This is a genomic window from Staphylococcus sp. FSL W8-0774 (assembly GCF_038006785.1).
Classification (GTDB): Bacteria; Bacillota; Bacilli; order Staphylococcales; family Staphylococcaceae; genus Staphylococcus; species Staphylococcus pasteuri.
The window spans coordinates 225,230-249,185 of sequence record NZ_JBBOVW010000001.1; the positions used below are offsets into that span (position 1 = coordinate 225,230).

The 23,956-nt window shown below is 30.9% G+C and carries 23 protein-coding genes; 11 read left to right on the forward strand and 12 right to left on the reverse strand.

Going from position 1 to position 23,956, the window contains the following annotated elements:
• The first annotated feature begins 102 nt into the window (after window positions 1-102).
• The 8 genes from NSQ15_RS00995 to NSQ15_RS01030 all read left to right on the forward strand — a co-directional run bounded on the left by NSQ15_RS00995 (window position 103) and on the right by NSQ15_RS01030 (window position 8,878).
• Window positions 103-1,125, forward strand: coding sequence for an SDR family NAD(P)-dependent oxidoreductase (locus tag NSQ15_RS00995; RefSeq protein WP_046466921.1), 1,023 nt, complete (start codon window positions 103-105; stop codon window positions 1,123-1,125).
• Window positions 1,126-1,150: 25 nt separating this feature from the next.
• Window positions 1,151-2,287, forward strand: coding sequence for a polysaccharide biosynthesis C-terminal domain-containing protein (locus NSQ15_RS01000; RefSeq protein WP_124760328.1), 1,137 nt, complete (start codon window positions 1,151-1,153; stop codon window positions 2,285-2,287).
• Between the two features lie 2 nt (window positions 2,288-2,289).
• A complete protein-coding gene (gene wecB, locus NSQ15_RS01005) occupies window positions 2,290-3,414 on the forward strand; it encodes a non-hydrolyzing UDP-N-acetylglucosamine 2-epimerase (protein ID WP_017637269.1) in 1,125 nt (374 codons plus the stop codon).
• Window positions 3,415-4,713 carry an O-antigen ligase family protein gene (locus NSQ15_RS01010; protein WP_029055891.1) on the forward strand — a complete coding sequence of 433 codons (1,299 nt, stop codon included), beginning with the start codon at window positions 3,415-3,417 and terminating at the stop codon, window positions 4,711-4,713.
• Complete coding sequence (locus NSQ15_RS01015; RefSeq protein WP_029055892.1) at window positions 4,697-6,016, forward strand: hypothetical protein; 1,320 nt, start codon at window positions 4,697-4,699, stop codon at window positions 6,014-6,016. Before NSQ15_RS01010 ends, NSQ15_RS01015 begins: the two co-directional genes overlap by 17 nt.
• Window positions 6,017-6,064: 48 nt before the next feature.
• Window positions 6,065-7,276, forward strand: a complete 1,212-nt coding sequence (locus NSQ15_RS01020) for a glycosyltransferase family 4 protein (protein WP_340746876.1) — start codon at window positions 6,065-6,067, stop codon at window positions 7,274-7,276.
• Between the two features lie 100 nt (window positions 7,277-7,376).
• Complete coding sequence (locus NSQ15_RS01025) at window positions 7,377-8,414, forward strand: glycosyltransferase (protein ID WP_070453363.1); 1,038 nt, start codon at window positions 7,377-7,379, stop codon at window positions 8,412-8,414.
• A 122-nt stretch (window positions 8,415-8,536) separates the two neighbouring features.
• Complete coding sequence (locus NSQ15_RS01030; RefSeq protein ID WP_017637264.1) at window positions 8,537-8,878, forward strand: hypothetical protein; 342 nt, start codon at window positions 8,537-8,539, stop codon at window positions 8,876-8,878.
• 83 nt (window positions 8,879-8,961) lie between these two features.
• On the opposite strand, the gene NSQ15_RS01035 is transcribed toward NSQ15_RS01030, so the two are convergent.
• The 4 genes from NSQ15_RS01035 to NSQ15_RS01050 form a co-directional block, all read right to left on the reverse strand.
• On the reverse strand, window positions 8,962-9,285 hold the full coding sequence (locus tag NSQ15_RS01035; protein ID WP_017637263.1) for a cysteine protease inhibitor staphostatin B: 324 nt from the start codon (window positions 9,283-9,285) through the stop codon (window positions 8,962-8,964).
• A 40-nt stretch (window positions 9,286-9,325) separates the two neighbouring features.
• A complete protein-coding gene (locus NSQ15_RS01040; protein ID WP_017637262.1) occupies window positions 9,326-10,516 on the reverse strand; it encodes a C47 family peptidase in 1,191 nt (396 codons plus the stop codon).
• A gap of 54 nt (window positions 10,517-10,570) precedes the next feature.
• A complete protein-coding gene (locus NSQ15_RS01045; RefSeq protein WP_070453360.1) occupies window positions 10,571-11,455 on the reverse strand; it encodes a trypsin-like serine peptidase in 885 nt (294 codons plus the stop codon).
• 292 nt (window positions 11,456-11,747) lie between these two features.
• A complete protein-coding gene (locus tag NSQ15_RS01050) occupies window positions 11,748-12,047 on the reverse strand; it encodes an LPXTG cell wall anchor domain-containing protein (protein ID WP_340746877.1) in 300 nt (99 codons plus the stop codon).
• 215 nt (window positions 12,048-12,262) lie between these two features.
• On the opposite strand from NSQ15_RS01050, the gene NSQ15_RS01055 reads away from it, so the two are divergent.
• The gene (locus NSQ15_RS01055) at window positions 12,263-12,739 is read left to right on the forward strand and encodes a peptide-methionine (S)-S-oxide reductase (RefSeq protein WP_029055900.1); all 477 of its coding nucleotides are present in this window, start codon (window positions 12,263-12,265) and stop codon (window positions 12,737-12,739) included.
• 38 nt (window positions 12,740-12,777) lie between these two features.
• Here NSQ15_RS01055 and NSQ15_RS01060 read toward each other — a convergent pair whose 3' ends face one another.
• Both NSQ15_RS01060 and NSQ15_RS01065 read right to left on the reverse strand, forming a co-directional pair.
• Window positions 12,778-13,137, reverse strand: coding sequence for a hypothetical protein (locus NSQ15_RS01060; protein ID WP_029055901.1), 360 nt, complete (start codon window positions 13,135-13,137; stop codon window positions 12,778-12,780).
• Between the two features lie 14 nt (window positions 13,138-13,151).
• Entirely contained in the window at window positions 13,152-14,204 is a 1,053-nt protein-coding gene (locus tag NSQ15_RS01065) for an LLM class flavin-dependent oxidoreductase (protein WP_070453351.1), read from the reverse strand.
• A 249-nt stretch (window positions 14,205-14,453) separates the two neighbouring features.
• On the opposite strand from NSQ15_RS01065, the gene NSQ15_RS01070 reads away from it, so the two are divergent.
• Both NSQ15_RS01070 and NSQ15_RS01075 read left to right on the forward strand, forming a co-directional pair.
• Window positions 14,454-15,629, forward strand: a complete 1,176-nt coding sequence (locus tag NSQ15_RS01070; RefSeq protein WP_070453348.1) for an MFS transporter — start codon at window positions 14,454-14,456, stop codon at window positions 15,627-15,629.
• Between the two features lie 162 nt (window positions 15,630-15,791).
• Window positions 15,792-16,478, forward strand: coding sequence for a flavin reductase family protein (locus tag NSQ15_RS01075; protein WP_017637255.1), 687 nt, complete (start codon window positions 15,792-15,794; stop codon window positions 16,476-16,478).
• 50 nt (window positions 16,479-16,528) lie between these two features.
• On the opposite strand, the gene NSQ15_RS01080 is transcribed toward NSQ15_RS01075, so the two are convergent.
• The 6 genes from NSQ15_RS01080 to NSQ15_RS01105 all read right to left on the reverse strand — a co-directional run bounded on the left by NSQ15_RS01080 (window position 16,529) and on the right by NSQ15_RS01105 (window position 23,794).
• Window positions 16,529-17,722, reverse strand: coding sequence for an MFS transporter (locus NSQ15_RS01080; protein WP_017637254.1), 1,194 nt, complete (start codon window positions 17,720-17,722; stop codon window positions 16,529-16,531).
• Window positions 17,723-17,809: 87 nt separating this feature from the next.
• On the reverse strand, window positions 17,810-18,367 hold the full coding sequence (locus tag NSQ15_RS01085; RefSeq protein ID WP_017637253.1) for a TetR/AcrR family transcriptional regulator: 558 nt from the start codon (window positions 18,365-18,367) through the stop codon (window positions 17,810-17,812).
• A gap of 51 nt (window positions 18,368-18,418) precedes the next feature.
• Window positions 18,419-19,009, reverse strand: a complete 591-nt coding sequence (locus NSQ15_RS01090) for a TetR/AcrR family transcriptional regulator (RefSeq protein ID WP_154873974.1) — start codon at window positions 19,007-19,009, stop codon at window positions 18,419-18,421.
• Between the two features lie 212 nt (window positions 19,010-19,221).
• Window positions 19,222-20,148 (reverse strand): glycine betaine ABC transporter substrate-binding protein, encoded by a 927-nt coding sequence (locus NSQ15_RS01095; protein ID WP_154873977.1) that lies wholly within the window; start codon window positions 20,146-20,148, stop codon window positions 19,222-19,224.
• A 23-nt stretch (window positions 20,149-20,171) separates the two neighbouring features.
• The gene (locus tag NSQ15_RS01100; protein WP_070453336.1) at window positions 20,172-22,886 is read right to left on the reverse strand and encodes an MMPL family transporter; all 2,715 of its coding nucleotides are present in this window, start codon (window positions 22,884-22,886) and stop codon (window positions 20,172-20,174) included.
• A 479-nt stretch (window positions 22,887-23,365) separates the two neighbouring features.
• Window positions 23,366-23,794, reverse strand: a complete 429-nt coding sequence (locus tag NSQ15_RS01105; protein WP_017637249.1) for an organic hydroperoxide resistance protein — start codon at window positions 23,792-23,794, stop codon at window positions 23,366-23,368.
• Between the last annotated feature and the right edge of the window lie 162 nt (window positions 23,795-23,956).

Sequence of the window (23,956 nt, forward strand, 5' to 3'; positions counted from 1 at the left end):
ATTTCGTAGTCAAATGAATCTATGGATCTGTGAATGGATAATGGTGGAAGTCATTTTAAGATTATTAGTCAGAATATTCTTATAAATATGAGATTTTTTATTATGTTTAAAGATAAAGTGATACTAATCACGGGTGGTACTGGATCTTTTGGAAACGCTGTTCTTCAAAGGTTGCTTAACACCGGTATTAAAGAAATTAGAATATTTTCAAGAGATGAAAAGAAACAAGATGATTTAAGAAAACAATACAAAAGTGAAAAATTAAAATTCTATATTGGAGATGTACGTGATTTATCCAGTATTGAATTAGCTATGAATGGTGTTGATTTTGTCTTTCATGCAGCAGCATTAAAGCAAGTTCCTTCATGTGAATTCTTTCCATTAGAAGCGGTGAAAACAAACATTTTAGGTACTGCTAATATGTTACAAAGTGCTATCAATCACAAAATAAAAAAGGTTATTTGTTTATCTACAGATAAGGCAGCGTATCCGATTAATGCTATGGGCATGTCTAAAGCATTAATGGAGAAAACATTTGTCGCTCAATCGAGAAAGGTCGACCCGTTAGCAACTGTTATATGTGGAACAAGATATGGTAACGTCATGGCTTCACGTGGCTCAGTTATTCCTTTATTCATTGAAAAAATTAAAGCAGGAGAGCCGTTACCAATTACAAATCCCTTAATGACTCGATTTTTAATGAGCTTGGACGAAGCTGTTGAACTTGTTATTTATGCTTTTAAACATGCTGAAAATGGGGATATTATGGTTCAAAAATCACCTAGTTGTACAATTCAAGACTTAGCACAAGCTTTATTAGAATTGTTTGAGGCAAATAATGATATCCAAATTATAGGTACAAGGCATGGAGAAAAAGAGGCAGAAACTTTGTTAACTAAAGAAGAATATGCACGCTGCGAGGATTTAGGAGAATATTTCAGAATACCTGTAGACGCACGTAACCTAAATTATGATAAGTACTTTGATGAAGGACAACATCATGACAAAACAATTTATGAATATAATTCTAATAATACACAAAGACTAAATGTAGCAGAAATTAAAGAAAAATTATTAACTTTAGAGTATGTAAGAAATGAATTAAAAGTATATCAGACTCAATAACAACTGCAGGGAAGGAACATTAAGAATGAATATTGTAGTAACTGGTGCGAAAGGATTTATAGGACGAAACCTTTGTATTGAATTGAGAAATTATAGTCAATATCAAGTCTATGAAATATCTCGTGAAACTAACTCCAAATTAGTAGAACAATATCTATTAAATGCTGATATTATCGTTCATTTAGCTGCTTTGAATCGCTTTAATTCCACAAAAGATATAAGTGATACACAGAGACAAGATATATTTAATAAATGTAATGTGAATCAACTTTCAGACTGGTTACAAATCGTTAGTAAAAATAAAAAAAGACCATCGATTATATTTACATCGTCAATACAAGCAGAATTAGATAATCATTATGGAAGAAGTAAATTACAAGCAGAATTGTTACTACAACAATTTAAACAAGTCCATGGAAATGAAGTTATTATATACAGGTTGCCAAATTTATTTGGTAAGTGGTGTAAGCCTAATTATAACTCAGTGGTTGCGACATTTTGTTATAACATTGCTCGAAATAAACCTATCCATGTCACTGATTCAACTAAAGAACTTAAATTGAATTATATTGATGATGTTATTCGTGAATTAATAAGAGCGATTAATGGCCATCCAACGAAGCAAGCAGAATTTGCAATTGTACCCAATGTACATCGTAAAACGTTAGGTCAAATTGAACAGTTATTACGACGTTTCAAAAAAATGAGAGAAACATTGTCGCTTCCTTATTTAGAAGATCCTTTTGAAAAGGCGTTATACAGCACATATTTAAGTTATTTACCTGATAATGCATTCGGCTATCCATTGCATATGCATAAAGATGACAGAGGTTCATTTACAGAAATATTTAAAACGTCAGATCGAGGACAAATTTCTGTTAATGTTTCTAAGACAGGTATAGTTAAAGGAAATCATTGGCATCATACTAAAAATGAAAAATTTTTAGTCGTAGCTGGGAAAGGTATCATTCGCTTTCGATTACCTGATAGCAAACAAATTATTGAATATGTAGTGTCTTCGGATAAATTGGAAATCATAGATATACCTGTAGGTTATACACACAATATTGAAAATTTAGGTGAAGAAGATATGGTCACTTTGATGTGGGCTAACGAGATCTTCGATGCTGAACATCCAGATACATATTTCTTGGAGGTATAAATATGGAAAAGTTGAAATTAATGACGATTATAGGTACGAGACCTGAAATTATAAGATTATCAGCAACAATTAAAGCATGTGATACTTACTTTAATCACATATTAGTGCATACAGGACAAAACTACGACTATACCTTAAACCAAGTGTTTTTCGAAGATTTATCGTTAAGAGAACCAGATTATTATTTAGATTCAGTTGGTGATAATTTGGGTCAAACTATGGGAAATATTATAGAAAAGGCCTATGACGTATTAAAGAAAGAGAAACCAGATGCATTGCTAATACTTGGTGACACAAATAGTTGTTTATCAGCTATTGCTGCCAAACGATTGAAAATTCCTATTTTTCATATGGAAGCGGGCAATCGTTGTTTTGATCAAAATGTTCCAGAAGAAATTAACCGTAAAATAGTAGATCATATTAGTGATATTAATTTACCTTATACAGAACATAGTCGTCGTTATTTATTAGATGAAGGGATTAAACGAGAACATATTTTTGTTACAGGTTCACCAATGAAAGAAGTGTTACATGAGCAGTTGTCTAAAATAGAAGCGAGTGATGTGTTAGAACGACTCAATTTAAAAACACAACAATATATCGTTGTTTCTGCACATAGAGAAGAAAATATTAACCACAAAGACCACTTTCAATCATTAATGGATGCGATTAATCAAATCGCTGAACACTATCAATTGCCTATTATTTATTCTACACATCCTAGAACTTGGAAAATGATTGATGAACAACAAGTGAACTTCCATCCTTTAGTACGGCGTTTACGACCATTTGGTTTTATAGACTATAATGCCTTACAGAAAAATGCATATGTTGTGTTATCAGATAGTGGTACCTTATCTGAAGAATCTGCAATACTTAAATTTCCAGCAGTATTACTAAGAAATTCTACAGAGCGACCGGAAGTAGTAGATAAAGGAACGATTGTATTAGGCGGCATCCATTTTGACAATATCATACAGTCGGTTGCGCTGGTTAAAAAGATGCAAGATAATGCATCTCCAATCATTGAGGCAAATGACTATAAAGATATACATGTTTCTCAAAAGGTAGTGAAAATTATACAAAGTTATAAAGATATCATTAATGATACGGTGTGGAGAAAGTAAATGCAGAAAAGTATTAAAATCAATATTTCGTTTTGGATTGAGTGTTTATTAACGATTATTTTATTTATCTTAAGCATACAGAATCAAACTTTATTATTGATTACAATGTGTTGTTCTTTGCTGCTCATTAAACAAGGTGAGATAGGTGTCGTTAAACTTATATTTCTTTATATGATGCGTTATTTTATTTCGCCTGGTATTGATTTTGAAGGTAGTCAATTATTCATTAATATAATGAAATATGTCTTGATTTTCATTTGTGGTAGCTATTTCTTATATCAATCTTCAAGACAATGGGCGACAAGTAAAGTAATGTCATTATTTGTGTTTGGTTCGTGCTTATTAATGACAATATATGCGATTACGAGTTTGTTGACATCAGCCTTTCCATTGGTTGCAATTCTTAAATTAATCAATTATTTTTTACCGTTAATGATCATTGTATTATTAATTTCACAGATCAAAGACTTTAAAAAATTGATATTTTGGTTAGCCGTATACATCGAGTTGTTGATTATAAGTTCGTCATTTTATATTAATCAACCAATAGGGAAATTGCTTAATGGTTATTCGTTTCAAGGTATACTGAATCATCCAAATTTATTTGCAATCATTATGGTAATGGGTTTGACACTTATACTTGTATCAATCAATTATCAAAGACAATTTATTATATGCCAACTTATTATAGTGGCAATTGGCACTTATGAACTAGTGAAAACTAATTCACGTACAGGTGTATTATCATTTGTTGTTTGTGTCTGCTTGTATTTCTTATTGATGAATATGCATAAGCGTTATAAATGGTTGATTTTCGGTAGTGTAGTTATGACTGTAGTAATCATTTTTATGAATCCTTTTATTCAGGAACGCATTAAAGCCTTTTTAGTTAAAGGACAGCGAAGTGACCAAGCATTATATTCTCGATATATACAAATTGAATATTTAATGGACGCACTAGATAAGTACCCTTTATTTGGTGGAGGATTTGGTATACCAGTGAATAATACAAGTTTGGATTTACTTAACTTTACCTTTGAAGCGGGGAATATTTTCTTTGCATTAATTATATTTACAGGTATTTTCGGATTAATTTGTTATTTGATCTATCTCGTGTTTATGTTGTTCATTGTACAGCATCCATTTCGTTTAACTATCGTACTATTTATATCGACGTTACTCGTTAATATGGGAGAAATGATTATGTTTAGTTCAACGAATGCTGGCATTTTTTGTTATATATTATGGGGCATTTATTTAAAAGAAGGAATGGAATTACAACATGAATCAAAGCTATAAAAATAATGTTCTTTTAATTGGATTATTTACAGGATTATCACTATGTGCAAATTTCTTGTTCTATCGAGTGACAAATCAATACTTAAACAATGATGAATTGTATGGCATCTGGTTAATTATATTATCTACAATGACATGGTTTTATATTATGGATTTTGGTATTTCTAATTCTTTAAGGAATCTATTAACAATTGCTATTCAAAAGAAAGATCGACATGGTATAAACGAAGTCATCAACACGACATACGTAGCGATGATTGTTCCCTTAATTATATTACTTTATGCAGGGTTAATCGTTAATCAATGGGTGGATTGGACAACATTATTTCATATAAAAAATTCAAAATCAGACGTAAATCAAATGTTTTTAATCACATTCTTTATGTTTCCATTTGTATTTTATTTAAATACCATAACTTATATTTATCATGCTCATTTTCAATCTTATATTGTTAATTTGATGCAATTTTTAAATTTATTCATTAGTACTTTATTAATATTAGCGATGAACATGATTGGCTTACACAGCGTTGTATCGTTATGCGTAATTTATTTTTCAATAAATGTAAGTGTATCTTTGATTTTTACAGTATTTTATTTTAAGAAATATAGAAAGATAGTCAAATTAGACATGAGTGGGTATCGAAAGGATTTAATTAAACCATTATTGTCACTTGGTGGAGGTTTCTTTTTATTAGACGTAGCTTCATTAACTTTATTAAATTCAGGACCACTACTTATTGGCTATTTTTTCAGTCCTTTTTATTCCGTGGAATTCCAATTAACGTATAAACTATTTTCAATATTTTTAACTATGGCAACGGTTATTTTATCCCCACTTTGGACGTTAATGATAGCTAAATTAACAGCGCAACAGTTTCAAGATATTAAACGTATACATAAAAAATTAATGATCATTATATGCATGATTTTGATAAGTATGTTTTTCATGACATGGATGGTGAATTTAGTCATAAATATTTGGATAGGTAAATCATATCAAATCGAATGGATATTTATTTTTTTAACCGCAACTATAGTGATGTTATCTATTATTGCCTTTACTTATCAAACGTTATTAAATGCAATGAACATTGTTTATTCACAAGCAATCATTTATTTATGCGGTGTAATTGTGAGCTTGGGATTAATGTTTATTTTACTCAAAGTGTTTAATTTAGGTCCTTATTATTTCTTATTAGCGATTAATAGCGGTATATGTATACCAGCTATAGTATTGCCTTTGATTTTTAGAAAAAATTTACATAAATTATCAATTCAATATACTCAATCGAAACTATAGTGTTATAGCCTTTCGATGATAAATTTATAAAAACAACTTGGTGATGACATGAAAGCAATATTTTTAACGGTAGTCAATATTTCAACGATTAAAGACATTGGGTTATATCCTTATTTAATTAATGAATTAAAACAATATTATGAAGACGTTGTTGTGCTCTGTCCTTTGGAGAGACGACACGTAGAAAAGACGCATGTAATTAAAGAAGATAATGTATCGATATTAAGAGTGAAATTACCCACAAATATTAATCAAACAAATGCAATTGAACGAGGCATTAGTATGCTAATCATTAGTCGATTATTTAAACGTGCCATTGGTAAATATTTTCCTAACGATACGTTTCAGTTGATTCTATACCCAACCCCACCTGTCACAATTGGGCCACTAGTTCGAGATTTGAAGCAACAATTTAATGCAATAACGGCTTTATTGTTAAAGGATATATTTCCACAAAATGCTGTTGATTTAAATATGTTAAAAGAAGATAGCTTTATGTATCGATATTTTAAAAAGCAAGAAACATTACTATACAAAGTTTCAGACTATATTGGTGTAATGTCAGAAGCTAATGAGAAATTTATTACAAATCATCATCCTAATATTGTGAAAAATAAAATACACATTTTTAGAAATGGATTATACGATATTTCACAAAAATTTAGTCATAAAAAGGCAAAAATCTTTCGTCAATATGGTTTAGATGCAGAAAAAGTTACATTTATCTATGGTGGGAATATTGGTGTACCACAATCACCAGACAAGATTAAAGCTGTTGCACAAGGATTTAACCAAATACCCAATGCTCAAATGGTGATTGTAGGTAATGGCACTGAATTTGAAGATGTTGTTCAAGCTACTAAACATATTGACAATGTAATTACTATACAGAGATTATCTCAACATGCCTATCATCAACTGTTAAAAGAAAGTGATGTAGGATTTATATTTTTAGACGAACGTTTTACTATACCTAATTACCCTCAACGACTAACAAGTTATTTTATGTTTGGTAAACCAGTGATTGCTATGACTGATAGTAATACAGATGCTGGCAGTGAAATTGTCAAACAGCAATGCGGATATTGGGTTAATAATGGTGATTATCGCCAATGTTTGACATATGTAAGTCAATTAACTGATAACCAAACATTGAGAGCAGAAATGGGTACGAATGCCCGCCGATTTTATGAAAGTGAATTTAAGATTGAACAAAATGTAGAAGCGATGATGAAACAGATCAAACAATTAAAGAAATGAATGTAGGGTTTAGCTATAAATATACTGAAATCAATTCTAATGGTGAATATTTCGAAAGATTAAATGTTAGCCTCTAATGATAGATTAGGAAGATGGAAAGATGAAGATTTTAGTATTAGATTATGCAAGTGAATATGGAGGAGCAAAAACCATATCGGATTATTTTAATAAGGAAGTATTAAAAGATAAACATAATGAATGGCTATTTATTACAAGTAAAAGACGAGTCTATGAATCTAAACACGTTAAAGGCATGACGTTTCCATTTATTAAATATTCAATTTTGCACAGAATCTATTTTGAATTTGTTACATTAAAGCGCATGATAAAAAAATTACAACCAGATTGTATTGTGTCATTACTAAATTATGGTGTCTCGGGATTTAGTGGAAAGCAGATTTTATATGTTCATCAAGCACTTGCATTCATAAACGAATCGTACAAACAATCAGATAGTATGCTTAAGCGATTGAAAATGAATATATTAAAGAAAAAGATTAGAAAAAGCGTGAGTGATGCAGATTGTATTATTGTTCAGACTAATGAAATGAAAAAGTTAGTAGAACCATATAACGACCAAGTTCAAGTTTGTCAGCCAAAACTATTTACTTCGTACCCTGAAGTACATGATGAAGCCATCCATTTATTTTATCCGACTAATACTGAAAACTATAAACGTTTTGATTTAGTAGTAAAAGTGGGACAAGCAATTAAGAAATTTCAAATTCCTTCTTATATACAAATCACATTAAACGGAGATGAAACACGTTCAATAAAACGAATGTTTAAGCAATGTCGTAAAGAAAAACTACCAGTAAGATTTATTGGTTCAATTGATTGTTTGAAAATGCAGACTTATTACCGTAGTAATCATTTGTTGTTTACCTCTGAAGTAGAAAGTACTGGGTTGCCGCTTATAGAAGGTATGCATTACGGTGCTAAAATACTAGCGTTAAAACAAGCTGTCACCGAAGAATTATTAGAACATTATCCTCATCAATTTTTATTTAATGATGCAAATTTAGAACAACAAGTTTTAAATTTTTATAATTATCCAATTATCAGTACTAAAGGTATGAATATACAGGCTAAAAGTATTTTAAATATATTAGGTCAACAGGGTTATATTATTAGATAGTTAATTAAATGGGATATATAGATGATAATGTGTAAATCAACGCTACTAGAGGTATAAATAAATAACCTAGGAAATAATTGAGTATATACAAAGAAATGAAATGAAAAAAGAGGTGGCAACAGATGGAAGATAACAATAGAGAATTGGATAATAGAACCAATAATGTACTGGGATCGTTAAGCTATTTAAGTATCTTTTTTGCACCCGTACTGTTCCCACTTATTGTTTGGATTGTGGGTGAAAAACCTGCATCTACACATTCTAGAAATGCATTATTCAATCATATTTTATCGTGGTTATTTATCGTCGTGTCTTTAATTTGTTTTGCAATGGCACCAGCATTTTACGATAGTAACACTATACTAATGGTACTATTATTTATTTTAGCTACTATATTAATCATTGGTTCAGGCATACTATTTATCATTAATATAGTAAGAGGAGTTCAACTACTTATTAATTAAACATATTAAAGCGCCGTTCAAAGGAGATGCTTTAATGTATCTTTCTTTGAACGGCGTTATTCATATTGTGATTTTAATGTAATTTATTTTTCATATCTTATTGGTCTTGAAGTGCCGTAAGAATGATGAATCGATGTTTGTATTAAAATATGTTGTGAGTCTTCATAGTCTAATGTATATATTATTTGCTGATTATCTTCAGGTAATATTTTGATACGCTGATGGTTAGAATCAATTTGAATTATTTGATATTGATTAAGAAGAGTATGTCTTTCATATCGAATACTAATTGATTTTTTAAGTGATTGGTTTTTCCAATTACCTAAAAATTGTTGAATCAAATTAAGCTGTTCCTTTGTGAGTGTTGATGGATTGAAATCTAAATTAATAAATTGAAGTTGATACATACTTTCACCTACCTCTAATCAATATCAATGACTATGTTAATTAATAACCTATCATTGTGTCATCCCATGTATAGTCTCTATTGAATGACAGATGTAATAAGTTAGAATCTGCATCTTGAATAGATAGTTCAGTATCCCAAGGATTCCAATAGATAATTTTATCTTCATTATTAATTTGAGCATTACCAACCACGGCTAGAGCGTGACCAAGATGAGGATCATTTGGATTGTTTTCAACACTATGTGCTAAAATCATAGCACCTTTATTATCTTTAGTTAATTGATCAACTTGGTTATAAGAAGGCATGCCACTTTGATGTTGGATATCTCTACCTTGTGAGTTACCGTATCTTATCATTTGATTTGGGTTAGTAGAATATTGTGGCAATTCTGCTTCGCTAACATTAGGATATAAAGTTCTCATAATGTCATATGCATTGTATTTATCTGTATTTTTTGTAGCGTTAAGTAGGGCAGCCATACTGAATCCTGCACACCAAGAATTATCAAATTGTTGTTCTCTAATTTTGAAATGATCTAGGGTGTTTTCATATTGAACTTGATTATTACTTTCATTTTCTGCATATTGAGTTTCTTTAATTTTAGTCGGTTCAGATGTATTGTTTAATTGTTTTTTGAGTGTTGAAGAAACAGTTTTACTGCTTTCTTTTTCCTTAGTGTTAGTAGGTAGTGGTGTAGATTTAACTAATTTGACTTTGCCATCTTCTTCAAAGTAAAATCCTTTTTCATCAGTAAGGATAGTGATTTTTGAATTTTTATCTTTAATTTTATCTAAATCATCAGCAATAAAATTAGATATTTTCACGCTATAATTAGCGTCTTCTTTAGATTTTTTTAAGTCGGAATTTGTTTTTGGACTTATTGTTAGTGTGTATACAATTTTGCCATCTTTCAAAATAGGATAATAATAACTATTATCTTCTTCGCCATTAAATTTATAAATATTAAAAGGTTCGCCTAATTGATATTTCCCACTTTGCTTATTGTGTTGTTTATCAAGTGCTTGTGCATAGCCAACATACTGTTGTTGTGCTAATTGTTCTACTTTTTGAGGTACTTTGTTACTCTTTACATTAATTTCAAGTTGATCTGAATCTTGATTAGCTTGAGCTGTTTTAATATTAGTTATAGCGCTTAGTGATAACAGTAAAGCAACAATGATAGAAAAAGTAAGTAACTTAAATAATTTATATTTAGATGTAGTTTGCATTAATAAACCTCCATTGGATGGATATTGTATAGCTATATTTAAAATATTTCAAAATTAAGCGGCGTCATCATTGCCATCGTCATTATTTGCAAAGTTAATATCTTGAATGTTTTGTTCTAAGAAATCTAAAACATCATCATTGAAGTAAACCGCACCATTATAAGCATTAGAAACGCCACCCCAATGAATACCGATAAGTTCATTTCTTGAGTTAAATACTGGAGAACCGGAATTACCACCAGTAGTACTTAAATCATATTGCATATTTTCGCCTTGAAGTTTAGTGATTTTACCTTTACTTTCCCACATAGTAGCAAGTGGTTTGTCACCAGGATATCCAGTTACAGTAATAGGTTGGTTAGTTTCTGAATCTACATTACCGTCTATTGTTGCTGGTTGAATAACATCTCCAATATTTTCACCGTTTTGATTAGGAGAGAACTTTACGATGGCTAAATCAGCATTACCAGGATATTTAGTGATAGTTTCAGCAGTAAAGCTACCATTAGGGAAGTCATTTTCATTGATAGCGGAAGGGGCTGCAGTTAGATTTTGTGGATTACCATTAGTAGCATCGACGACATGTTTATTTGTTAAAAGTTTATCTTTACCAACTACGATACCTGATGCAATTGCAGTACCGCCATTAGTTTTGACTTGAATGAAAGTTACTGGTGCATAGTGTCCTAAAGTCGTATCTGTAATTTGGTGTCTATTATTGTTAGGTAATATAACATTTGCTCTTTCTTTTTTCTCGATAGGTTTAATGTTGTCTTTGTTCTGAATGTTAGATTTCTTTTGGTGTTGGCTCTGTTTAACTTGTTGGTTATTATCTTGATGTTGCGTGGACATAGTGTCGGCTTGTGCTGAGTTGAGAAGAGTAGCGGACGTTAAAGTTGCAATTAACAAAGAACTAGCTGTGAAAAATTTTGCTTTCATATAAAAACCTCCAAAAAATTTATTTACGATTCAAATATAACATCAGATATTTTTAAGTCAATATAAATATATAATTTTTTTAAAAATATTTATGACATTTAAGTTTTGAAACTAATTCTTTTTATTTTATTTAATTAAATGGAGTTTAATATTATTTAATTGTCGTTAATTCGATTTAACTATAGAAAAAAGTATCGATAAAAACTATAAGAAGTTGGTATTTATCGATACTTATATGAAAAAAAGATTAATTTATGAAAGTTTAAGAAAGGAGAAATTAATATAAAATATATTATTTTTTAGATGAAGTTCGTTTTATAAAGATAAAAGTAATACCTATTACTAAAAGCACTACTAACCCTAGGAGGGGTGTATGCTTTCTGTTTTGACCAGTTTCAGGCAACAATTTCATTTGTTGCACATGTCTTTCTTTTGTTGTCTTAAATGTATATGTATTATCTTTTTGATTTGAAATGTGGTTTTTATGTGGATCTTCGTTTGTAGTAGCTAAAACATTTTGGTTGAAATTAAGTAATAAAGCTATAGCAATGACAATAGCACTGATAAAATATTTGATAGATTGATGAAACAAATAGATCTCCCCTTGAGTAAATGGTAAATGATTAAAGCTATTTAATATCTAAATTAAAGATATCATTTAAACTTTTAAAAGACCTATGTATGAGGTGTCAATTGAATAACAGTTTTGTCACTTTGCATTGGTTGTTTATGAATATTTTGTTATATAGAGAAGTAATAAGTACTTTTAATTTATTTTTGTATAATTCAACTAAAGAGGTGAATAGTATGGAAACAGTATATGTGGCTGGTGGATGTCTATGGGGAGTGCAAGCATTTTTTAAAACAATACCAGGCATTATTTCAACAGAAGCTGGAAGAGCCAATGGAAAGACTCAAACATTAGATGGGAATTATGATGGATATGCAGAATGCGTAAAATTAACTTATGATCCTGAAGTGTTAACAATATATAAAATTATGGAGTATTTATTTGAAGTCATTGATCCATATAGTGTAAATAAACAAGGGCATGATGTAGGTAAAAAATATAGAACAGGTTTTTATAGTAAGGATGATCAACATTTGCAAGAAGCGAAAGACTTTATAAATCAAAGAGAAGATTGTTTTAAAATAAAGGTGGAAGTCTTACCTCTGTCTAATTATGTAAAAAGTGCGTTAGAACATCAAGATAGATTAGAACATTATCCTGAAGATCATCATATGTGTCATATTCCATTACATTTGTTAAATAAATATAAATAAAATAGACCACAAGGATGTGGTCTATTTTATGGTCAAAATTATTTGCGTTTACCATCAAATGTATCTAGTAAACTTAATGTTGCTAATCCTAGTAAGTCTAATGCGTGTTGTGCACCTTTTTTACCATGGCCAGCTTCAAAGTGTTTATAAGTTGCTACACCTAATACTGAAATAGTAGCTAATGAACCTAAACGTGAAGCTGTTTTACTTAAGAAACTAACTGCGAATAAACCTGCAGCTGCAGCTTCAACACCACCAGCTAATTTAACAGATTGTTCTGGTAATCCGAACACATTTGTGAATGTATCAACCATACCTTGATCACCTTGTAATTTTGGTTTTGATGCATCGTATAATTCTTTAGCAAGTTTTAAATTTGTAGCATAACGTAATATCATAATAATATTTCCTCCTATTTATCTTTAAAATATTTATCTACTATAGGTTTAACCTTTTCCCCAAAAAGACGAATTGAATGCATTGTTTTTTCATGAGGCATTGATCCTACTGGTGTATGAATCATAAAACGATTAAGACCTAGAGTTTCTATAGTTTCAATTATCTTTTGTGCGACAGTCTCTGGACTTCCTAAGTATATCGCACCATTGCTTCCAATTTCTCTTTCAAAGGCTTGTTCATCAAAAATTGGCCAACCGCGTTCTCTACCAAGTATATCTTGATGTGCTTTTAATGACGGGAAGAACTCACGTTTAGCTTGTTCATCTGTATCAGCAATATAGCCCCAAGAATGGACTGAAATCGGCAGTTCAGAAGGATTGTGACCATATGATTCAGCAACAGATTTATAAATCTCAATGTTGCGAGTAAAACGTTTAGGATTACCACCAATAATAGCATAAGTAATTGGTAAACCTAATGCACCAGCTCTTAAAGAAGATTCAGGTGTTCCTCCTGTAGCAATTGAAATAGGTAATTGTCCATGTTCTATTCTAGGATATATACCTGTCTTATCAATGCTAGGTCGTAATTTACCTTCCCAATCTATCATTTCATGATTGTTGATTTTTAGCAACATTTGAAGCTTTTCATTAAATAAATCCTCATAGTCATTTAAATTGTAACCAAATAAAGGAAATGACTCGATAAATGAACCTCTACCAATCATTACTTCAGCTCTACCATTAGATACGGCGTCTAATGTTGAAAAACGTTCGTATACTCTGACTGGATCATCAGACGATAATACGGTAACGGCAGAAGAAAGTTTAATGTGAGATGTTTTTGCAGCAGCTGCAGCTAATACTGTAACAGGATCGGATACTGCATAATCCTTTCTATGATGTTCTCCAAGACCATACACATCTAATCCTAATTGATCAGCAAGCTGAATCTCTTCAACGATATTTCTAATTCTTTCCGCGTTTGAGATAGGTAATTCTGAACCTTCTGGCATGTGAATAACAGTGTTATCAGCAAAAGATGTTAAACCTAATTCTACTTTCATATGGGTCACCTCCATTTAATATATTTTTTATACTGGATATATTATATATCTTGGGGTGATGAAAGTCAATACGAATTGCTTGTAGGTTATAAAAGGGATAGATGAGCAAATTACAGCGTATATCAACGTGGTATTTAATTTGCTATAAATTTTAAATTTTTTGCAAATTAAATAGGTTCTTTAGTTTTATGAGTTAAAGTGTAATAATAGGTAACGTTAATAAAAAATAGGAAGGGAGTATAAAGATAAATGGAAGAACAACGTCATTATAATCTTATAACTATAATTCTCTTTTTCTCAGGAATTATCGTTATGGGAAGTTTATATACTGCACTTCCGCTTACTGCAGCATTTGCTCATTCATTTCATATTCCACAATCTGTTGCTACTTTAAATGGTGTTATTTTCTCTATTATGTATTCAATTAGCTGTCTATTTTATGGAACCATTTCTGATAAATACGGGAGAATTAAAACAATATTAATAGGATTAAGTGGTTTGACATTGATTTGCTTTATTATTGGCTTTGTAAATTCATTTACATTATTACTTGTTATGCGTGCGTTACAAGGAATATTTGCCGCTGCATTTTCTCCAGTAGCCATTACTTATACCACAGAAACTTACCCTGCTAAAAAGAGAGTTACAGCAATTAGCTTTATTAGTACAAGTTTTATGTTATCTGGTGTGTTAGGACAAAATTTAAGTGAAATGATAGTTCATCATTTAAATTGGCATTGGGTGTATTTTACTTTAACAGTATTATATTTGTTATTGGTATTTGTTATTTATCAATTTGTACCTGAAAGTCCTCGCAGAAATACTGATGTTAAATTACTTAAATTTTTTAATAACTTCAAAGACTTTCGAGATAATTTAAAAGTTATTTACTGTTTATTCATTTCATTTACTTTATTGATTATGTTTATTAGTATGTACGCTATTTTAAATTTATATATACTATCTGATAAATTGAATGGTGACATTTCAACAGCATCATTAGTAAAACTATTTGGTGTTATTGGTATGTTGCTATCATTATTAGCTGGACGTTTGAGCGGTCGCATAGGTATCAAACGATTGATCTCATTAGCTTTATTAATAAGTACAATTTCACTTTTAGTTATGGGAATGACTACTAACATTATTTGCATAACTATTTTTAGCGTTACGTTTGTAGCTGGTATTGCCTTTGCAATCCCTTCAGTCATTTCAAAAGTAGGAATTACAGTTAATCGTAATCAAGGATTCTTTTTATCTGTAAATACAGTGATATTATTTATGGGAACAGCCATTGCTCCAATAATAATGATTTATATTGGTGAGATGTCTAGTTACTTTATGATGTTTGCTTCAATCGCTTGTATAGGTTTTGTTGCATTTATCGTATCGTTATTTATGCCTAGTGATGCTAACGCTTATTAAATAAAAGTTAAAGGAATATTGTTAGATTAATAGTTATTAATTATTTTTAAACGATTTATTTATAGCATGTGACTATAAGTAAATCGTTTTTTAGTATTAGAATTATCAATGAAGTTATTGTATGATTGAAGAAATATAAATATTTAATAGGGGTGAGGAACAATGAATTATTCACCAAAGCAAGGCACTAAATCTCATGGATTACCACATGATCCATTTAAAAGTAGTACAGTACCAAGACCTATAGGATGGATATCAACTGTTTCTAAGGATGGTAAAGATAATTTAGCACCTTATAGTCAATATCAGAATCTAACATGGGACCCGCCAATGGTTATGTTTGCCGCTAATCAATCTGTTTTAGGAGACCACGAACGTAAAGATACAGTGAAAAATGCAGAAGAAACAGGTTGGTTTGTTTGGAATATGGCGACTTATGATTTAAGAGAAGCTGTTAATTTATCATCCAAAGCATTAGCACCTGAAGAAGATGAATTTGAATATGCTGGTGTGACTAAAGAAGAATGTATTGAAGCACCTGGATATAGAGTTAAGGAATCTCCTGTTCATTTTGAATGTGAATATGTTCAAACTATTCGTATACCAACTGGTGACCCGGTATCTACAGTGGATATTGTAATTGGTCGTGTTGCTCAAGTTCATATCGATGATAAAGTGATTACTGAAGATGGAAAGCTAGATATACCTTCAATTCGTCCAATTGCACGTTTAGGATATTATGATTACACTGTTGTAGATAAAGTGTTTGAGATGAAAGCACCACATGCATCTAAAGAAGAATTAGCAGGACTAGAAGGAAGAAATTTCGATAATAAAAATGAAGATTAATATAAATAAAGAAAGCTCCTCAATTCGCTTTGAGGAGCTTTCTTTTATATCTATAGTAAATCTTTATTTGCTTTTTGTAGTTTTGTATATTCATCGTCGATATTAACTTTCGGAGGTTTAACTTCAACTTTTGGATAGATTAAGATTGGTGTTAAACCAATAATGCCATATATTACAAAGGTGAATGTATAACCTAATTCTTCTACAATAGGGCCTGCTAAAACAGAACCAATGACTTGTCCTACTGCTAACATTAAAAATGGAATTCCTATACCAAGAGAAGCGTTTTTAACGAACAATTTAACTCCCCAAACAAGCAATACACCTGTAATAAATATATAACTTGCTCCAAAAAGTAAAGAAGCTAGGAAAGGTACTATCCAAATAAAAGGTGTTAATGCCAGTAGAATAGATGCAGCTGCCATTAAAATGACACCTAAAAAATATGAGAACTTAAGTCCGTATTGATCAATCATTCGACCGGAAATACCGCCTAATACACCAGCTACACCAATAAGTATCCAAAATATAGATAAAGCGATAGGCGAGTAGTGATCAGTATTTTGAACATATGATTTTGAAAAGGTCCAATATGGTGCAGTTGAAATACCTAATATTGTAGATGCAAAGATAATTCTTTTACTGGCACTTATATCTAGAATATTAAGAGAACCTGGATTTATGTTTATGTTGTGTTTTAAAGACGGAATAATAAAGAAGTTCCATACGGTAATTAAAATGGCGATAATCCCATAAATTAAATATACTGAACGCCAATCTATAAAAACTAACATAGCAGTTATTCCAGTAAACACTAAACCTATACTCGTACCTGAATTAATCCATGTGTTAGCTTTACCTTGTTGTTCCCATTTAATCCATAATGAAATAGCATAACCATAAGGTGGAGAGATAAGGCCCGAACTCGCTCCAGCAAATATAACACCTAAAGAAAGCGTCAATGCATTGGAGGCTATGCTAATGGTGATTAAACCTAAAATAACTAATAAGCTAGCTAACATAATCATATATTTAGGACCAGTTTTTGCAGTTCTTAACGTAGCATAGATGATGGTAAAACAATAAGATAAATAAAATAAAGATGATATAATTCCAGCACTTGAAGCGCTTAAATGTAAATCTTTAGAAATATCAGGGAGAAATAGGCCAAAACTAAATCTACCTAAACCATAGATTGTAGCAATCATGGCAATACCTGGAAATACAAGTTTATAGAAATTCATTATATGATCACTCCCTCTTTTATATAGAACGTTCATTCTATTTTAGGTTGAAATTAAAGAGATTGATGAAAACATCAATCTCAAATATTAATTGTATTTGGTTGCTTCATCTATAAATAGATGTGCAATATAACGTGCATGCTTTGTCGCTTCATCTACACCTAATAGTGTTGTCATAGAAGTTGTACCTTCCATAAGTAAAGTATATCTAATCGCTAAATCACGACCATTTTTAAAGTTAGATCGAGTAGCTAAATTTTCAAGAAAGTTTAAAAGACGCTCTTTATGACCACGAGCGATAGATTCTATATTACTATCACTGTCACTATAATCTTCGATAGCTCTCATAAACATATCTCCAGTATAAGAATAGTCTTCTAACCATTTACAATGTGCATCAACAGCTGAAATAAAAGGTTGATGAGGAGATTGATTAACACCATCTTCTAAATAATGCCAATAACGTGATTCACGTTGTTTAAGGACAGCTTCTACTAATTTTTCTTTTGAATCAAAATGATTATAAAGTGTCATTGTGGCTACATTAGCTTCTTGAATAATTTGTTTGAGACCAACACCATGGAAACCGTGTTGATAAAATAATCGTTCAGCTACTTCTAATAAATCTTGTTTCTTCTTGGACATCTTCATCACTCATTAAAAATAGAATAGTCATTCTAGTTAAAGTTAACACTGTCAATTTTGGTTGTCAAATTGTGTTTGTCTGCTATAACAAGAGGGGATATTGATATCCAAACTATCATATAAAGCTTCTAAAATTTCATCAGCTGAATAACTATAGTCATTTTCAACCCACCGACGAATAATTTCTATTAAACCACTACTATAAAAATCAGTAATTAATTGTGGGAATTTACTATTATTAATTTTATTAGAAAGAGGGTCATTATTGTTTTGTGCTTCTTCAATCATTTTTTCACTACCATATCGAGTGAACAGACGAAATACATCTTCTTGTCTTGAAGCTACTAATAAATTTTTAAAAACGCGTTTGTTACTATCAATAAAATGGATAAACAGTTCGAACGCATCTGTTGAAGCATTATGGCCATCATACTTCACTACTTCTTCTTCCATTAAGAATTCTGTAAGTGGTAGAAGTAGATCATATTTATCTTGAAAATATCGATAAAATGTACTTCTGTTAATTTCGGCTGCATCACAAATCTTTTGTACAGTAATTTCATCAAAATGATTATGGTGTAACAATTCAAAGGCAGTTTGATTAATATGTTTAATCATGCGTTTTTGTGTTGATGTTGGCATAACTATGACTCCTCAAGTAATAATGTTAATTAATAATAACAATGTTTATTTCGTAATGTATCACGAATAATTTTATCTTACCAAATATAAATGGTTTTTACATAAACTAAACAATTATCTTCAGTTAAATACACAAAAAAGGACTTGAGAATGTCTTCATTCTCAAGTCCTTTACATGATTGTTACTCGGAGTTATTAATTCGTAGCTAAGATTAGTGGTCGATGCCTTCTAACCATTCGTCTACTTTATTGTCGTGGTCATCTACATAATCTTTTGCAACTTGTTCTGGATTTTTTTGGTCTTTGAAGATTTTCTTAGCTAATTGATCTTCATCTTTTTTGCTCCAGTCGTCTGACATGCGTGTTGCAATTGTATACGCAACTGGATGATTTTCTTTAAATTCTTTGTTGAATACTAAATTGATATGTTGATCTTCTTTACCATAGATTTTATCTGGATCTTTTAACATTTTTACATCTAATTCTTTAGAGAACCAACTTGAATCCATTGCTGTAAATAGGATTGGTTGTTGTTGTTTATAAGCTTTTTGAATCGCTTTAAATTGATCTTGGTCTGAAGATTCTTTAAGACTATTGCCGTCTAAATTATCTTCATCTAATTCACTTTTAGTTTGTTTCATAACGCCATTTCTTGCGTCAGTACCTTGAATGTCTTTATCGAATTTTTTACTGTCTTTAAGATCAGCAATAGAATCGATATCTTGTTCGTATTTTGGTACGGCCAAGCCAACTTTAACGTCATCTACAAAATTTTCTTTGTCATAAACTGATAATTTACTTTTGAATTTATTATAATAGCTTTTATCTGTAGATGGGAAAATACCTGATGCATGGAATGAATCCGGATTTTCAGCTACAGAAGCATATAACGGGCCACTTGCTTGAACAGGTGTTGTTGTTACATCATAACCAGCTTTCTTTAAAACTTCAGCAATGACTAATGTACGTGGTGCAGAGTTATCGCTAGCAACGTAAGGTAATTCGATTTCTTTATTACCAAGTGATGTGTCTTTTTCTTTTGATGAACTTCCGCCACCGTTACCACATGCACTTAGCACAATGGCTAAGGCAATAGTGGCAAATAGGCTTAAAAGTTTTAAACTTCTTGTTTTAAACATTCAGCATTTCCTCCTATTAAAAATTAATATCTATCTCTATCGTTATTACGGTGAGTGTCGTCATGAGATTGTTGATCAGAGTGATGATTATATTGATTATAAACATCGTGATCATTTTCTCTTGCATATAACATTAGAGCATGGAATAACACATCTTGACCATTTGATTTACTTGATAAATCTTTAAATAATTCAGTCGTACGTACTTCATTGCTTTGTTGATTTGATTGAGAACGACGTGCGTACGAAGTGTTATGGTTATCATAATTATTTGGACTATCGTAGTGTCTGTAATCATCATTTCTGCGATTACCAACATATTGTCCATTTCCTTCTTTGTTATATAAAGATTCATAATCTACATCATCATTAGGTTCGTTTGAAGAAAGTCGAGATAAGTGTGATTCACTAGTATATGTTGAATGATCACGGTTGTCGTTATAATGTTGTCCATTTTCATTATGGAAACGACGTTGCTCATCTAAACGATATTGGTTGCTTACACTATTTCTATCTTCTCTTTGACGACGGTCATCGGCATAAGCATTATAATCATCTTCATTATAATGTGCTTGAGAATTAGCTCTATTTGAATCTTGTTCTAATGCTTTACCTTCGATATCTAATTCAGGGAGGATGTTACGCAACCATTTAGGCATGTACCATGAAGCTTTACCGAATAATTTTGTTAATGCTGGAATTAATGTCATTCGTACTACAAATGCATCAAATAAAACACCGAATGCTAGAGAAATACCCATTGATTTAATTGCCATATCATCTTGGAAAACGAAAGCAATAAACACACTGAACATAATCAATGCTGCAGCAACAATAACTGGGCCACTTTCTTTAATACCTACTCTAATAGAGTGGTCGTTATCGCCAGTCTTACTATATTCTTCATGAACACGTGTCATTAAGAATAATTCATAGTCGATAGCTAAACCGAAGAGTAAGCCTATTGTTATAACAGGTAAGAAGGCTAATATTGGTCCAGTGTTTTCGACACCGAATAAGCCACCTAAGAAACCATCTTGCATTACTAAAGTTGTGAAACCTAATGTAGCCATTAATGAAAGTACGAAACCAAGTACTGCTTTTAATGGTACAAGGATTGAACGGAAGACAAATACTAATAATACAAAGGCTAATAATACGATAACGCCTGCAAATACTGGAATAGCGTTGTTAAGTTTTTCTGACATATCAATGTTAATAACACTTTGACCTGTTATTTCAGAATTGAAATCGTATTTTTCTTTAGCATCTTTATTGTAATCACGTAAATCATAAACTAAATCGTTTGTAGATTTAGCGTTAGGACCATCTTCTGGAATAACTTGGATAAGTGCATAATGATTATTATCATTTAATTGTGGTTTTTCCACAGTATCTACATTATCCATGTCTTTAATATCTTTTCTCATGCTGTTTAAATCAGATTCGATAGATTTTTTGCTACCGCCATCTTTAGTGTTAACAAGCATTGCAATTTGTCCATTATAGCCTGCACCAAAGTTATCTGTGATTAAGTTGTAAGCTTTATGTGCTGATGAATCATTAGCTTTAAGACTATCATCTGGGATACCTAATCTCATTCCGGATACAGGTATGATAGCGATAATTAAAATGATTAAACTAATAATAATTGCAATTATAGGTTTACCAACTACGAAATTTGCCCATTTATGATCTTTAGGGTCTTTATTATTTTCTGGTTTGTTTTTAATCTTAATTTGTTTATGGAATACACTAATTAATGCAGGTAATAGTGTTAAGGCTGCTAATACAGCAAATAAAACACTAAGTGCAGAAGAGAATCCCATAACTGCTAAGAAGTCAATACCTACTAATGATAATCCACAGACAGCAATCATTACTGTTAATCCGGCAAAGATAACGGCGCTTCCGGCTGTTCCAACTGCTAAAGCGATGGATTCAACAGGAGGTGTACCTTTTTTCCTAATTTCTTTATATCTAAATAAAATAAATAAGGAGTAGTCGATACCAACTGCCAAACCAATCATTACTGCTAGCGTCAATGTGAAGTTTGGAATGTCAAATACATTAGTTAGTAATGAAATGATTCCCACACTTGAAGCTAAACCGATTAAGGCACTTACAATCGGCATACCTGCAGCGATTAATGAGCCAAATGTAATTAATAAAATAATAAATGCTGTGATGATACCAACAAGTTCTGAATTACCACCAATTTCAGAATTCATTGAGCTTCCAGTTGTTTGTTCTATTTGAACATTGTGGTCATCTTTAACATCTTTCATTTCTCGATTGATAATTTTTTTAGAAGAATCTTGTAATGATGTTTGATTTACAACATAGTTTACTGTTGCAATAGCAGTATCTTTATCATCATTTACTTGATTTGTTTCATATGGATTACTTACATTTTGTACGTAATCATCGTCTTGTTTAATATTATCTAAAGCTTTTTCTATGTCTTTTTTAGTATTTTTATCAGTGATGCCATTCTTTTTATCAGAATGAATCACAATTTTCATCGATGCCTTCTCACTATCTTGATGGAATTCTTTAGACATTTTGTCATTTGTGTCTAATGATTTAAGTCCATTCATAGTGATATCACTATCGAATTTTGGGGAGCTTATCAATAGTGGTGTGATAATTACGCCAAGAATGATAAGCCATGAAATAATGCTTAACCATTTGTGCTCAGCGATAAATTTGCCTAATTTGTATAAAAGTTTTGCCAAGACATTTCCTCCTATTTGTTTTTTTATTAGTAAACTTATGTCGTACATATGAAGTTAAGCTCAATTTAATTGAGTGAAATCTATGGTGTGTAAAAGTTACATTTATCAATTTAACAAGATTCAACTATATGAAACACCATTAATTTTTTTAAGGCGTTGAAAAATGAAACAGATTGCAAAAATTGTTGGAAAATTAATTGATAATGTTAGCTGTAACGTTGTTGTTCTCATTGAATAGGGAATTAATTATAGAGCTTGTTGTACCTTATTCCCTTAATTTATATAAATAATTAGTGAAATAGGATGTTTTTGAATATAACTGTTGAAAATTGGGATAGGGATGTACTTGTTTACCATTATATTTTGAATAAGATCATAAAATATTAAAAAAAGTGGGGAGAATCATTCATTCTCCACCACTTTCAAGATATTTAATATATATTAATGAAATCATAGGGGTAATTAAAAATTATCTACTATTATTGAGCAATTGCTTTTAACGAAACATCAATATTTCCACGTGTTGCTTTAGAATATGGGCAGAATTGATGAGCTTGTTCAACATATTGTTCTGCTTCTTCTTGAGATACATTCTCTAAAGTAACTTGAATGTCTGCAGCTAATTTAAAACCGTTATCCGTAGAATCTTTAACTAATTCAATCGTTATTTCTACTTCAGGATTTGCATCGTTGACTTTGTTACGAGATAGAATTAAAGACAAAGCACTGTTAAAACAAGCACTATATCCTGCAGCGAATAATTGTTCAGGGTTAGTGTCGTTACCGCCTTGACCACCCATTTCTTTAGGCGTCGCTAAATTTTGTACGAAAGTATTGTCCGGGCTAAATACACGACCATCTCGACCACCATTACTAATAATAGTAGTAGAATAAATTGACTCTGCCATCTGAAAAACTCCTTTTAAATTTAATTAAGTTAAATTATATACAAAAACCAATTAATTTAGCTTGGTTGAATTATAAAGCTATATACATAGAAATACAACGTATTTGTTTGATAAAATTTATAAGGATATCAAATACCTTCTATTTAAAATGTAAAGTGTAAT